Origin of the sequence: Pontibacter sp. 13R65 (assembly GCF_047525655.1) — a bacterium.
Taxonomy (GTDB): domain Bacteria; phylum Bacteroidota; class Bacteroidia; order Cytophagales; family Hymenobacteraceae; genus Pontibacter.
Map to the genome: position 1 here is coordinate 214,684 of NZ_JBLIQL010000006.1, position 14,619 is coordinate 229,302.

Sequence of the window (14,619 nt, forward strand, 5' to 3'; positions counted from 1 at the left end):
CATACCCTTGAGCCTGATACAGAAAATAAAGTCCGACGCACGCCTGAAAGCAGTAGCACTTTACATGCTAATGCCTAAAAATCAGGCAAGACCACGATGGTGGGTACGTCAGTTCCTGAATCCTTTTTATCATGAAAGAGGAAAGAGCGCTGTTTTCAGAAGCAAATCAAGGCTAGATGTGCTTCCATTTAACCCTTTTACGGTGGGCAGCAACGCTGTAATAGAAGATTACGCAGTAGTAAACAATGGCATGGGTCCTGTACACATTGGCCATGATACTTTTGTTGGTCTTTTTGATGTGGTAATTGGTCCGGCAACCATTGGGAACAAGGTAATTATCGCACAAAATGTAGTCATTTCGGGGTTAAACCACGGGTATGAAAATGTGCATGTTCCTATTAAGGACCAGCCTTGTACCACAGGCGAAATCGTGATAGAAGATGAATGCTGGATTGGAGCCAATGCCGTGATTACAGCTGGTGTCCGGATAGGTAAACATGCTGTTGTGGCAGCAGGAAGTGTAGTAACCAAAGATGTGCCTGCATACACAGTAGTTGGCGGTAACCCGGCAAAAATTCTGAAGCAGTTTAACATGAGCACTGGGCTATGGGAAAAGCCCCAGAAGCTCTGGAAGGCAGAAATTATTTAAACAATCTGTTCCTGCATAAGAGCCTTAAACATTATGCCGGCAAAGTAACACTATCCCCAATAGCAGTGTTGCTCCTAAACTTTACCTGTGTAATAGATAAAATATTTATAAAATTTAAACAATGGCAACCTTAAGCAGCAACTACTACTTTCCGGAAGTTACCTTACTGATAACTCACTATAACAGGAGCAGCTCAATCGAGCGGCTATTGAGTTCTTTCAAAGAACTTAACTGCGGCTTTGAAGAAATTATAGTTTCTGATGACGCCAGCAAACCAGAGCATTTGGACAGGCTGAAACTGTTGCAGGAGCAGTTTAACTTCAGATTGATTACCACGCCTGTTAATGGAGGCCTGGGGAACAATATAAATAAAGGCCAGGATGCTGTAAAGACTGCCTATACCATTTTTGTTCAAGATGATTTTTATCCAACAAGTGCCTTTGCTGAGAATTTTAAACAAGCACTTGAGATCATGAAACAGGAGAGCCAATGGGATCTGATCAGGTTCTATTCTTTCCCCTGGAACAAATACCCTTACCTGAAGCCGTACAAAAACAACTTTTCTGAAATGGTGTTCAAAAAAATGCCATGGTACAGCGACTATTTAAAGTTCTTCTTCTACAGCGACCATCCACATTTAAGACGAAAAAATTTCCTGGACAAGTTCGGGCGCTACGAAGAAAAACAACATGTGTATGTAACCGAATGGCGTATGTGCCTCTCCATAATTCGAAAGAAAGCAAAAGGTCTTTATTACGACGGTTCCGAAGTTCTGTTTGAGCATAAAAACTCTGAAGACGAACCCGCGGCGCAACGCGAAAAGCATTGGGGAGAAAACTGGAGGAAAAAGAAGAACCCTGCTGTACTAGCGCTTAGAGCAGTTTATCTAAAGTTTAGAGTTATAAAAAACACCTTTGAATTGATTTTTTCTAACTAGTTTGTAGTAGTGCCTACTGATGAGACTGCATACTTAAATAGCTCTATTAAATTAAAAATGACCAAGCTGACGAAATTATTCTAATGAAAAAGCCCTTCAAGAGGCTTGAAACGAAAATTCCCTTCAGGATTATTAGAGTTAAATTTAGTAGCAGAAACATAAAATTTTACCCTTACTTACTCTTACCAAATGGCTAATACAACATCTAGATTTAGCTTTGAGAATGTTACCCTGCTTATTACCCATTACAACAGAAGCAGTTCTTTAGAGCGTCTGCTAGCTGCATTCCGCGTACTTAACTGCAGCTTTGAAGAAGTTATAGTTTCTGATGATGCCAGCAAACCAGAGCATTTGGATAGGCTGGAATTGTTACAGGAGCAGTTTGATTTTAAGTTGATTACCACTCCTGTAAATGGAGGCCTGGGGAACAATATAAACAAAGGCCAGGATGCTGTAAGAACACCCTACACTTTGTACGTACAGGAAGATTTTGTACCAAAGGCAGCCTTTCCGGAGCATTTTAGAAATGCATTAGCTTTGATGGAGCAGCATAATGCAGACTTGGTAAGGTTCTATGCGTATTTCAAATATCCTTATTTAAAAACGATAGCCAAAGGTTTTTCGGAAATGCAGTTTAAGCAGGCTCTTTGGTATACAAACCACCTTAAGTTTTATGTATACAGCGACCATCCTCACTTAAGACGCAGCTCATTTTTTGAAAAGTTTGGCAGATATGCTGAGGGGAGAAAAGGAGACGAAACTGAATTTAGTATGTGTCTGTCGTTTATAAAAAACAAAGGGAAAGGTTTGTTCTTTAATGAGTTTTCTGAACTTTTTGACCAGTGTAACTCCTCAGTAGAGCCAAGTACTATGGCCCGAGCTAATTGGAGAGAACAAAAAACGCCAGCCATTATTGCTTTAAGATGGCTATACCTTAAATATCGGTTTCTGAAGAATAGTCTTGAGGTAAGATTATTCCAACCTCACAGATCCATCAGTTAATAAGGGCCGAATAGAAATATTTTAGCCAGCAAACCCTTTTTTAATAGAAAACAACATAGAATACCAGCATGTTAAGCCTAAAGCCCAATGCCAAACCGACCATAGCTAACATGGCCTGTGCATTAAAAAGTAAGGCAAACTGGTGGCCATTAGGACTGTGATGTTGTAAAAGATTAGAAGCAGTTAAAAACAAAAAATAAAATTGCAATTGTTCAAAATCGAACAGTATTTAATATTGTTTTTTGTTTATTTTATTTACTTTTACAGGTGTAAAATATTAATTTCAGTAATAAATATTTAACAATAAATATCTGCTGTCATAACCAGATATTCACTTTCTCATGACGAACATGCTACAAAACCCCGCCTGGCTAGCCGATTTTAATTTTCCTTATGAAAGGTTAGATCAAGTACCTAACGAAGTATTCGAAGAAGTTAATAAGAACCTGGATGCAGTTCAAAGTGAAGAGCCTTTAGTAAGTGTTATTATTGCGGCCTTTAATGAGGAGATAAATATATTAAGATGTATTGCCTCCCTTTCCAGAATGAAAACCACTATTCCGTTCGAAATTATAGTGGTAAATAATAACTCCAAAGACTGTACTCAGCAAACTTTAGATAAGCTACATGTAAGGTCACTGTTTGAGGTAAAGCAAGGATGCGGGCCAGCAAGACAAACCGGCCAGGAAAATGCGAAAGGCAAATACATATTGCTAGGCGATGCTGATTGTTTTTACCCTCCATGTTGGATAACCGAAATGGTAAAAGTTCTGCAGCAACGTGACGTGGTTTGCGTCTATGGCAGGTACTCGTTTATCAGCGAGCCAGGCTTTCCTCGCTGGCAACTGGCTATCTTCGAAAAAATGAAGGACATAATTTCAGAGGTAAGACATATTCACCGGCCTTATTTTAATGCTTATGGTATAAGCATGGGATATGTAAAAGAATATGGCTTAAAAGTTGGCTTTATCAAAACAAAGTTTTGGGGAGACGATGGCAAGCTCTGCCTCGACCTAATGGCCTATGGCAAAATAAAACAGGTAAAAGCAGCCAAAGCCCGCGCCTGGACAGGTACACGCACTCTGCAGCGAAGTGGCAGCTTTGCAGAGGCAACCTTAGAAAGAATAAAGAAGGAACTGAACAGGCTGGCAGGAAATTTCCGAAGCGAAGTACCTTTTTACGATCCTAACGATCCAAAATTCAACAAAGGCTAAAAACCTGATAACATTAATTGTTGTTACACCCACGCTAATCTGGTAATATGTCTTCTCCTGGCTCAACACATCATTTCAAAAATACGACCTTACTTATTACTCATTACAATAGAAGCAGTTCGCTAGAGCGTTTACTCGAGACATTCCGCAGCTATAACTGCTCCTTCGATGATATTGTTGTTTCTGATGACGGTAGTAAGCCGGAACATGTGCAAAACCTGAGAACCCTGAAAAAGGAATACATGTTCAGGCTTTTGACTGTGCCAGAAAATAAGGGACTGGGCCATAATATTAACAAGGGACAGGCTGCTGTTAAAACAGCCTATACGCTTTATGTACAGGAAGATTTTATTCCCACACCTGCATTTGCAGGTCATTTTGAGAATGCTCTCAACATGATGGAAACAGAAAATCGGTGGGACCTAATTACGTTCTATGCTTACGTTCCTTACCCTTACCTGAAGCCGTATAAAAACGGGTTCTCTGAAAAAATGTGTAAGCCTTGGTACATTAATTACAAGAAAATTTACGCCTACACCGATCATCCGCACTTAAGAAGAAGCTCATTTCTGCAAAAATTCGGGAATTATGCCGAGGGTATAAAAGGCGACAAAACTGAATACAAGATGTGTGTTTCCTTTATACAGAAAAAAGGAAAGAGCTTGTTTTACAACGACTATAAAAGTCTGTTTATTCAGAAAAACTCTTCAGAAGAGCCTAGCACCATGACTCTTACCCGAAGTTCGTGGACCCAAAACTCCAATCTAGCAATAGCTATTCTTAGAGACCTTTACCGGCAAGTGAAGTACAACTACGATATTCTGTTTTCGCGTTAGGTAGCTGTTTACTGCACTAGACTTAGCACAAATACCCTGTTCTATAAACCCTATAAGTTCATAGGCAGAATTATCCCCCGCCTCTACATCACAAACAAACTTAGTTCTCAATAACACAAGTGCACTACAATAATAGCTTACATTTTACAAAATAATTATGAGTATTAAGCAGAAAGCAATAAAAGGCGGCAAATGGATTACTGTGTCTACCATTCTAATGACAGTACTTCAGTTTGGACAAGTTGCTGTACTTGCAAGACTTTTAGAGCCTGCCGCTTTTGGTTTAGTAGGCATCTGCACCATGCTGATTGGCTTTTTCTCTATCTTTTCTAATCTGGGATTTTCCAATTCCATTATATCTAAGCAGGAAAACGATAAAAAGCTATTATCAACTATATACTACTTAAACTTATTATTAGGCGGCATCATTGCTGTAGTCGTTTTTTTCAGTGCTACGCTTGTTGCCGATTTTTATAAAGAGCCAAGACTTGTAAATGTGATAAGGCTCTCTTCCTTAAATTTCATTATTATATATTTTGGCCAAATTTATTTATTTCTTCTCCAAAAAGAATTGCGGTTTAAGTCTGTAGCCATTATTGATATAGTGGGAGGACTGGCAGGCACAAGTGCTACCGTTGGCCTGGCTTATCAAGGCTTTGAAGAGATGTCTCTCATAATTGGTAACCTCGTAATGGTTACGACTAAGACTCTCTTACAGATTGTGTTTGGAATCAGGCTGTTCTTTCCTGTGCTTCATTTTAAACTCAACGAGATTTACGACCACATAAAATTCGGGCTGGTAAATGTTGGCGACGGGGTGGTAGGCTATGTTCAAGGCAACGCAGACAATTTTTTAGTAAGCTCTATGTTGGGCGTGCAGGCACTGGGATACTATACAATTGCCTTGCAACTCTCTGTTTTTCCTATCCAGAAGCTAAACCCAATTATTTTGCAGATTGCCTACCCAGTAATAGCCAAGTTTAAAGAGCAGCCAATTGAACTCCGAAATACGTACCTTAAAATATTAGACCTTATTAGCTTTATAAACTTCCCATTACTGATTGGCTTGTTCATTACAGCGGAAGGTGTAGTGCCTCTGGTATACGGCACCGGTTGGGAACCTACTTTCCCGTTAATTAAGATATTTGTCTTTGTTAGTATGCTCTCCTGCTTAGGGCACCCACTTTATACACTTGTTTTTACAAAGGATAAACCGCAACTGCTTTTTAAATTAAACATCTTCATTCTTTTTATTAAAATTCCTTTGGTGTATTTGCTGGGCACATACTGGGGAGTAATAGGAATTGCATGTTCTTTCCTAATAGCTACTATTATTCACACCGGCATAAACTTCTTTATTGTTAACTACTTAATAGGAGATTTTTTCAAGCCGTTTTTGGCAAACATCTCCAAGATTGCCGTCTTCTGCTTATCCATGGTACTTTGTGTATATCTATATAAATCGTTTGTAGGGTTCTCTGGATTATTCGACACATTGGTGCAGATCGGTATTGGCGGTATTACTTACCTGGTGTTAACCCTAATTTATAAGTACTCTTTAGCTGATCTCAAAAACCTAAAACAGTCACTTTAAAATTAGTAAACGCTCCGGCTAATAGTACCAGCAAGTAAAGTAGTTAGCAGCAGTAGCTTATTAGATTTAGTTTATGAAGAATATCGTTTTAAAGTTATGCACAGCCATGGTTCGCCTGCGGTACCCCACCTTAAAAAGTGCTTACCTTTATTTTATAAGAGATAATTATTACAGCAGGCTCAACCAAACTCAGTTTTACCTGAAAGACTACCACAGCAAAAAAAAGTATAAGGAGATAAACTGGGAAGGTGAGTTTCAGGTAGAGATTACCTATGTACTCCCCTTTGCTTACTGGCATTACTTAAACGGTACCTTAAAGAGCACGACCTCCAGCACCAACACCAAGGAGTTCTACTTTTTCAGTGAGAACCACACCGAAAAATATGCGGAGCGGGATGCGACATTCATGTTTAAGAATTACGACATTCCGAACATGACACACAGCATCTCCAAAAGCTTTAAGAAATGGGCTGCTGTGCCACTTAAAAAACAGTATACCAATAACCTGTTTGTATTTGATAAACCTATTTTAATTATTGCCAACAAATACAATGTAGAGTGGGATCAGCCGCCCATTAACTTCCTCGATATTCCAACGCTAAGCAAGATCATAGATACCTATAAAGACAAGTATCAGATAATCTACAACAGGCCACTTTCGAACCAGATAACGATAGATAACAGCGAAATACTGGATTTGGGTGAGTATGAATGGTTAAAGGAGAATCATCCTGATGTAGTTTTATTGAAAGACCTGTACGAGCAGCACAAAGCAAAAGTAAATAACTTTAACCACCTGCAGTTGATGGTGTATGCTAATGCCAATCATTTCCTGTCTATGCATGGTGGCACAGCGGCGTTGGCTAGCTATTTCGGAGGCACCAATATCATACTTTCAAATAATGGCATGGAGGAGCTATTCAACGAATATACTACCATCTTTCCTGCTTTGTCAGGAGCAAGAATTCTGCATGCCAAGACCGCAGACGATATACTTAATTTCATGCAGCAATATTACTGAGGAAGCTTGCTAAGGTTCTTCAGCAGGAGCATAAAACATATATAATGGGTAAAGAAGATTACGACATAGTTATACTTTCGACAGCGCGCGTGGATGATGCATATTCTTCTTCGGCGCTGTCGTTGGCTAAAGAACTCGCTAAGCACAACAGGGTATTTTTTATAGAGCACCCTTTTTCTGCCAAAGACTTCATTAGCCAGTATTCGGTCGGGCAAAAGATAAAAGACAGGAAACAAGCTCTATTGTTTGGCAAAAATATGTACCGCCACACTGCCGGAGCACCGGCTAATTTTACGGTAGTAACGCCCAAGCTTACCTTACCCATTAACTGGCTACCAGAAGGCAACCTCTATGACACCCTATCTGGTGTAAACGACAAAATATTGGGTGCTACTTTAAGAACTGTTATCAAAGACCATAAGATAAAGAAGTACCTGTTCGTCAATATTTTTGTACCTTATTATTTAAGAAACATCCCGGCCGACATACAGCCTACTGCTACCATTTATTATACCGTAGACGATATTAGCCAGGAGCCATATATAGCCAAGCACGGAATAAGACTTGAGAAGGAAGCAGTAACGAAAGCGGATATGGCACTCGCTACCTCGAAGGAATTAACCAGACTGCTTGGCGAATACGCCAATAACGTATGTTTCTTACCGAATGCCGCCGATACAAGTTTATTCAGAAAAGCCGCTGAAACTACACTTGAAAAGCCCGACGAGTTAAAAGGCATTACACAGAAAATAATCTGCTACACAGGCAACATCGGCACCAGAATAAATTATAAAATCCTTAAATCCATTGCCTTGCAGCACGCCGACAAAGTGTTGTTAATGGTAGGCCCTGTAAGCAACCAGGACTACGTAACAGCTGGTTTGGACAAGCTACCCAACGTGCTGTTTGTAGGTTCTAAGAATATTGCAGCCCTGCCAGCTTATCTTCAATACAGCGATTGCACCATTATTCCATTCGAGTACAGCACCCTAACCAAAAGCATCTACCCGCTTAAAGTAAACGAGTATCTGGCAGCAGGAAAGCCTGTGGTCGCCACAGCCTTTTCAGAAGACATTGTTGATTTTGGTGATGTGGTATACATTGCCAAAACAGAACAGGAGTTTGTAGATAAAATATCAGAAGCAATTGCTACTGATGATGATGCAAAAAAGCAGGAGCGCATCCAGAAAGCACAGTTAAATACCTGGAAAGCAAGGGCCGATAGGTTTTGGGAGTTGGTGCAGCAAAAGCTTGAAAAAACTGCAACCCCGGCGCGTTTAGCCTCCGCATCCTAAATTTAAATAGGTCTGACTCAGACTAAACACAGAACAAAACTTAATTACTATGATTCCGAACATTTTCCATTTTGTTTTTGGAATGTCTTCAAATTTTGGAGGACGACCTTTCTCGTTGTCGCATTACCTGGCCATTAAATCAGCCATCGAAATAAACAAGCCCGATAAAGTTTACTTTCACTATCAGTATGAACCGGAAGGAACCTGGTGGGACAAAATAAAGCCAGAAATAACTTTAAATAAAATTGAGGCACCAAAAGAAATCTTTGGAAATAAGCTGCAAAATGTAGCGCACCAGGCTGATATTGTAAGGCTAAAGGCGCTGTACGAACATGGAGGCGTGTATTTGGATGCGGACGTCATCTGCAAAAAGCCTTTAAAAGAGTTTTACAACTACTCCTTTGTTATTGGGCAAGAGTCCAGAGTCGAAAATGCATATTTAAACCAGTGGCAGTATGCGCTTAAGGTTATAAAAAAAATCTCGACTGGTAAAGGTTACTTAAGCAAAATACAAGGCCTGTGCAATGCTGTTATGATGGCTGAACCCAAGAGCAAATTTATTGAGCTATGGCTGGAGAGTTATAAAAATTTCAGGTCTGTTGGGCGAGATCAGTACTGGTCGGAGCATTCTGTAGAAGTACCAATGGCTCTGGCAAAACAAAACCCCGGTCTGGTAAAGATATTAAGCCCGAAGCACTTTCATTTTCCGCTCTGGGATCCTAAAGGCATCTCGTTGCTATTTGAAGAACAGGAAGAGTTTGAAGAGGCTTATTTGCACCACATATGGGAGAGCTTTGCCTGGGAACGCTACCTAAGCAAACTTACACCTACTGATATTTTAACCAAAGATACCACCTACAACAAATTAGCCCGCAATTTTCTATAAGGCAAAGGCTGTAGCATCAGGGTTTGGTTTATTGCCTGGTGCTACAGCTGGTCTTTCTTATCGGCTTTCGTCATGGCGCTCTGCATTTACCGGCAACATGCACGGCAGAGATTTTCTCCTGACAACTTGTTTTAATACTGCTCATCTGCTCTGCGGCCGGCAACACCACAAGCCGGTTAGCCTGATTGGCAACTTCTTTAAAAGGCAATGGCCTTCCAGCACCTAATTTGTGTCTGGAAGGCCATTTTCATTAGAATAATTCGATTGAGCCGTGACCTAGCTAAATGTAAAAGCCTGTGTAAAATAAGTACACCAAGGCGAGTGCTTATTGTTAAATTGAGTTACCGGATTTCACCAATAGGTATGTAAAAAATCTTATATCCTGTGTTTCGATGCCTGAATCCGATAACGAACCTTTTCTTAATCCAAGGCAATATTAGCTTCTGTTCTTTTCAGCAAATGCCACTTATCTACCTGCTTCACTTTTACAAAAGAGCCTAAAGAACTGACAAGTTGCTGGTGCTGCTCCGACATATCGCCTCGCACCAAAATGTAATCCGACTTTTTGATCATGTCTTTAGGGTCATAATCATTATAATACATGTGCTCCTGGTAAGGCAGATCTCCCTGCTCATGCCTCCTGATCATGCCAAACCTGTAGTCGATTACTTTGCTGGTGGCTATGCCCTTGTTCCAGACAATAAAGTAATTCTGAAAATGATCGTACACGTTGCGGCCTCTGTAGGCTGGGTCGTAGTTCATGTAAGTAAGCACTTTGTCGGTATCGGTAGGCAATACCTTTGCAAAATTACTGTTATCCTGATCGAACTGGCGGAAATAATCGCCCCAAAGCAGCAAATGCGCCAGCGCCACTACACTTGCTGCGTAAGAGAATAATCTGCTATTTATTTCGGGTACTTTGCAGCTAATAAAAATGAGTGCCAATAAAAGAATAGTAGAAAAGCGCTCATATAAAGGCTCCTGGCCCGGAATACGGATAGGCAGCAGGAAATAACAGCCGGCAGCTACAATCATAAAGAGCAACATATAATTATTTGCATCATCGGTGTTCAGAAATCTGCCCCAAGTTGTTCTGCGCTTATGAATAAACACATGCTTATATAGCAGCAGGCAAATTGGAATTAGAATGGAGGCAGATAATAAAAATCCTGTTGCTTTTCCTAATTTCCCTACAAATAGCTGCGAGTTATCAGCGTACAGAAACATGCTTCGGGAAAAGTAGGTTTGCCAGAATTCAGCTTTATAATATTCCTTCATGTATGCTAAGGTCGATGTTTCCTGGGTGCTATAGGCGGTGCTGCTTTCTACAGCATTCTGAATAAAAAACCACCAGTACAGCACCAGCAAGCCAAGAGGAACCAATGCAAGAGAGTACTGCACCAGCTTTACAAAATTATCTCTGAACCTGAAAGCTATAAATGAGAACATCATGAGGAGGCAAAACAAGGCCACCATGGCATGCAGAAAATAAACAAACAAGAGCAAAACCGAAATGGCCACCATGTTAACAAAACCGCTGCTTTTTTGGTTAATGGTGCGAAGCCAGAGCCAGATAAGTAACAAAATAACATTATTGGCTACTGCATTGCCCGTGAACCCGAAGGTAAGATTATAGCCATACACTAAGACAAAAGCCACCAAAGCAAACCAAGGATTTCCTTTCAGCTCTCTTATAACCAGTAGCACAAGTACAGGCAAGCTTACCACTATAAGCAAGTGCAACACCTTGTTGGCTACCTCAACATCCGGAAATAAGGGAAAGGAGAAGAAGTAGAGGTGAAAAGTGTTTGGGTAAAATAAGTAATGTAAGGTGTAATACTGCTTAAACCAGTTAGAACTTTCGTTATAATACCTGAAAATTGCCCCTTCTGCCAAATGATTTGGCACATCTGAAAAAGGGAAAAATTCTATATTAAGTACTAAGACTGTATGCAGTAAAAGAAAAATGAAGAAGATGCCCCAAAAGCTTTTTGTCGTTTTCATGGTGTAGGCACTGTTTATTGTAATACTTGGGTTTGGCAGAAAATTAATTTTAAATGTATAATTGTAAGCGTTAATCCGGTAATGTAATGGCAATACAGCTGCTGTAGCATTGTAGCAACTATGGGTAAACACTTTTTTAGAATTTAAACTAAGTCTATAAATGTATGTACTAATGGTGAAGCAGAGGCGCCTAAACCGGAACTTTGAACTTCACCATCTAATACATAACCAGTCGCAGGCGGCATACGCAGCAGTACTTGCTATGTCTAGATTCTTAGCCACTTCTCCTACCCCTTAAACACAAAGGCTTTTTTAGTGATAAAATTAAAAATAGCCACCAGCACAATTGCCAGGAGCTTGCCAAGCTTCGGATCTGCCATGCTATATTCTACAAATACCCAGACAAGGCCTTGGTTCAGGAGTAAACCAATCAGCGAAAAACCTACAAAAACAACCAGTTCCACCTGGTTCGAGTACTTCCCACTTCTGAAAACCCACTTCTTAGAAATAAAGTAGTTGATTAAAATAGCCAGGCAGGTTGACCCGAAGTTGGCCAACAGGTAGTTTAAGTGGAGGTAATCAAAAAGCAGGATAAACAGAAACATGTCGATTGCTGCGCATAAGGCACCAACCACTCCAAACTTGATAACCTGGAAAAGTTTTTTCTGCTTATGTAACTCCAGTAAAAAATATCTCATAAAGTAATGAACAATGCTCTAGAAGACCATTTTATAAATAAAGCCTAATTATCCTAATAAAAATGGCCTTCCGGAGGCTTTGAACAGTGATTATAACTAATGGGCTTTTCTTTAAAATAGGCTGAAGAAAAGACGACTCTACTCCCAACTCAACCAATCGGCCTGCCGCAGCACTAGTGAGTGCAGGGGCTATAGCCGTTTCGGTAGAAATGCCTGAAGCGCATCAGTTTTTCCAATACAAACCACTCTTTCTGCAAGAGCTCAGGGCTTAGTGAAGCCTTGCTCACTTCAAATACTTTTGGCTCCCCATTTCTGAGATAGGTGACCTTTTCGGGCATTGTATTACGCACCATGGTCCGAAACTGAAAAAAAGGAAGCAGTTTGCCAGCCTCTGCCAGCTTCTGTAATTCAGGATCTGAGGAATCTACGATTTCTACTATATCTTTTTGATAGTCGAACAGCTGCGTACTGGCCGGAACAATAAAATGGTTAGACTCTCCTGCTTCTGTTCTTAAATTGGAGAACATGGCATACGAGGCTTCTGTTTTAAGGCCCAGGTAAGGGCAAAGCCCGTTCAGGAAGACTATTATAGGGAAGAGTAGCAGCGAGAAATGCGCAAACGAAAAAGAATTGCTGCGATCTGGCTTTTCAGTAGATCGAATAGAGAGAGCAAAAATAATAATGTAGCCCATGCTATACAGGGTCCAGAGTATATGCCGGAAATAATCTTGAAACAACTTGTTGTAATAATGCACTAAGAGCAGCAAAAACACCACTGAAAACACAAATAAAGCTAGGTTTACGATGTTAAACTGCAACAAACGGTTTTTCAAATTTATTTTCCGGCGCAAAAACTTATCGTAATAGGCATAAATATTATTGCTGAAGTTGGTACCGGTAAACAAGAAATACAACGCAAAAATCATGGACGAGAAATCGTAAAAACCATTGATCGGGTTGTAGGCGATAATGCAATGAAACAGCAGCCCGATAAGAATGCCCCAGGTGCGAGTTTTCCGAATAATAATGAGCACCGGTATAAGGATTTCGATAATCAGGGTGGCGTAAATGTTGAGCGTCAGCAGTGTTTTACTGGAAGGCAGGATATTATAATAATTGTTCTGGAGCAGCAAAAACTCCACCGCACAACTAGATTCGGTATCGAAAAAGCCAGCGTTCAGCTTGTGGAAAACAGCATAAAAGTAAAGCACGATCAGCTCCATTTTAACCAGCGGCGCAAAGGTTTCCAGAAACTCGGCTTTATCTATGTAAAAGCTTCTACGCTTTATAATCAGGTACACGAACGACTGTAAAATGGTAAGGTTCACAAAAGTTGTGATAAGCCAATGGTTGCTAATAACAGGCAACTCCACATAGGCCTGGTACATCTGCATGATGATAAAAAGCAACAACCTTACCACCGACGATGGTTTCGCAATAAGGGCAATGGCGGTGCATGTAAACAGGAAATAGGTGAGGTTGCCTGTAAACGAATTTGAATTCGCCATATGGAAGATTGATGCAATGGCCCATACACAGCAAAATATCTTATACTTCAGAATAGAAGAGGCATATTTTTCAGGGGTTGTGTACTCATTCAAAAAGTTATAATAATTAACACTTTGCGCTGTTAACACTTGCCTGTAAGAAAGTAAAGGGTTTCCCATAACTGTTAAAGATATTTTTGACTGATAATAGTGCACCTGCTCCGGTTAACCCATTGCCTAAAACCATGTAATGCGTCTGATCTAGAAATGAATGGTGCCACCTGAGGGCATTTACCAATGCTTCAGATTATTCGAATGAAAATAGCCTTCCGGCAGATTTAGATGATAAACTCTATGAATAATAAAGAATTTTGCTTGAGAAGGAGGTACAGGATTAAAAGGTCAAAGGCTATTTTAGCAGGTTTACTTTAAACTTAAAATTCATTATCTAAACTGAGTGTCCTCAACCTCCATTATACTACCTCCGGTGGGTAATACAAAAATGAAAACGGGTGTGAGCACGGCTGGCTAAACCTGTTAACAATGCCTAAATATTTTACAGGCTTACTTTCATCCATTTTATTTATAAAAAAGTCTGTAGCTGCCAGATAATCGTACACCAGCTCCTTTACCAGATAGGAGTCAGCCGATTTTACGCTTAAATGGTAGTATGTTTTCATTCTAAGTTGTATCTGCAGACTTTCCTGAATAAAATGTGTTTTATAATAATCCTGCACAAACTGCTCAACTCCCGGTTTATCCAGGTGCAGATAATCAAGCTCATTTAAAATAAGACCTACTGCAGCATCATAAATGGTAGTAGAAATATAACCTAAACTAGGTATAGTGACCAGGCCTGTTACACCTAACCCAGATAACCTCATAAAGTGTCTTCTCTTCATAAATCTCAAGCACAAATTTATATTTACATCCTGCTTCTGCTCACCTGCCGCAGCTACAAGCCAACAGGTTACCTGTGGCTACTTCTCAATTTAT

Annotated in this window: 13 protein-coding genes; 9 read left to right on the top strand and 4 right to left on the bottom strand. The window is 40.1% G+C overall.

Translation table 11 applies throughout. The annotated features are described in order from the left end of the window. Nucleotides 1–7 precede the first annotated feature (7 nt). The 9 genes from ACMA1I_RS10035 (at nt 8) to ACMA1I_RS10075 (ending at nt 9,434) form a co-directional block, all read left to right on the top strand. On the top strand, nt 8–649 hold the full coding sequence (locus tag ACMA1I_RS10035) for an acyltransferase (protein ID WP_337068185.1): 642 nt from the start codon (nt 8–10) through the stop codon (nt 647–649). Between the two features lie 121 nt (nt 650–770). Further along, nucleotides 771–1,586: a glycosyltransferase family 2 protein gene (locus tag ACMA1I_RS10040; RefSeq protein ID WP_337068186.1), complete on the top strand. Its 816-nt coding sequence runs from the start codon at nt 771–773 to the stop codon at nt 1,584–1,586. A 189-nt stretch (nt 1,587–1,775) separates the two neighbouring features. Beyond that, entirely contained in the window at nt 1,776–2,588 is an 813-nt protein-coding gene (locus tag ACMA1I_RS10045; protein WP_337068187.1) for a glycosyltransferase family 2 protein, read from the top strand. Nucleotides 2,589–2,929: 341 nt separating this feature from the next. Then, on the top strand, nt 2,930–3,802 hold the full coding sequence (locus tag ACMA1I_RS10050) for a glycosyltransferase family 2 protein (RefSeq protein WP_337068188.1): 873 nt from the start codon (nt 2,930–2,932) through the stop codon (nt 3,800–3,802). A gap of 47 nt (nt 3,803–3,849) precedes the next feature. Further along, entirely contained in the window at nt 3,850–4,638 is a 789-nt protein-coding gene (locus ACMA1I_RS10055; protein ID WP_337068189.1) for a glycosyltransferase family 2 protein, read from the top strand. A 157-nt stretch (nt 4,639–4,795) separates the two neighbouring features. Further along, nucleotides 4,796–6,232, top strand: a complete 1,437-nt coding sequence (locus ACMA1I_RS10060; protein WP_337068190.1) for an MOP flippase family protein — start codon at nt 4,796–4,798, stop codon at nt 6,230–6,232. 73 nt (nt 6,233–6,305) lie between these two features. Continuing rightward, on the top strand, nt 6,306–7,253 hold the full coding sequence (locus ACMA1I_RS10065; protein ID WP_337068191.1) for a hypothetical protein: 948 nt from the start codon (nt 6,306–6,308) through the stop codon (nt 7,251–7,253). 44 nt (nt 7,254–7,297) lie between these two features. Beyond that, on the top strand, nt 7,298–8,548 hold the full coding sequence (locus ACMA1I_RS10070) for a glycosyltransferase (RefSeq protein ID WP_337068192.1): 1,251 nt from the start codon (nt 7,298–7,300) through the stop codon (nt 8,546–8,548). A 49-nt stretch (nt 8,549–8,597) separates the two neighbouring features. Then, nucleotides 8,598–9,434 carry a glycosyltransferase family 32 protein gene (locus ACMA1I_RS10075; RefSeq protein WP_337068193.1) on the top strand — a complete coding sequence of 279 codons (837 nt, stop codon included), beginning with the start codon at nt 8,598–8,600 and terminating at the stop codon, nt 9,432–9,434. 420 nt (nt 9,435–9,854) lie between these two features. Here ACMA1I_RS10075 and ACMA1I_RS10080 read toward each other — a convergent pair whose 3' ends face one another. The 4 genes from ACMA1I_RS10080 to ACMA1I_RS10095 form a co-directional block, all read right to left on the bottom strand. Next, entirely contained in the window at nt 9,855–11,438 is a 1,584-nt protein-coding gene (locus ACMA1I_RS10080; RefSeq protein WP_337068194.1) for a hypothetical protein, read from the bottom strand. A gap of 287 nt (nt 11,439–11,725) precedes the next feature. Next, nucleotides 11,726–12,136: a GtrA family protein gene (locus ACMA1I_RS10085; protein ID WP_337068195.1), complete on the bottom strand. Its 411-nt coding sequence runs from the start codon at nt 12,134–12,136 to the stop codon at nt 11,726–11,728. A 173-nt stretch (nt 12,137–12,309) separates the two neighbouring features. Further along, nucleotides 12,310–13,644, bottom strand: coding sequence for a hypothetical protein (locus ACMA1I_RS10090; protein WP_337068196.1), 1,335 nt, complete (start codon nt 13,642–13,644; stop codon nt 12,310–12,312). A 452-nt stretch (nt 13,645–14,096) separates the two neighbouring features. After that, nucleotides 14,097–14,525: a hypothetical protein gene (locus ACMA1I_RS10095; RefSeq protein ID WP_337068197.1), complete on the bottom strand. Its 429-nt coding sequence runs from the start codon at nt 14,523–14,525 to the stop codon at nt 14,097–14,099. Between the last annotated feature and the right edge of the window lie 94 nt (nt 14,526–14,619).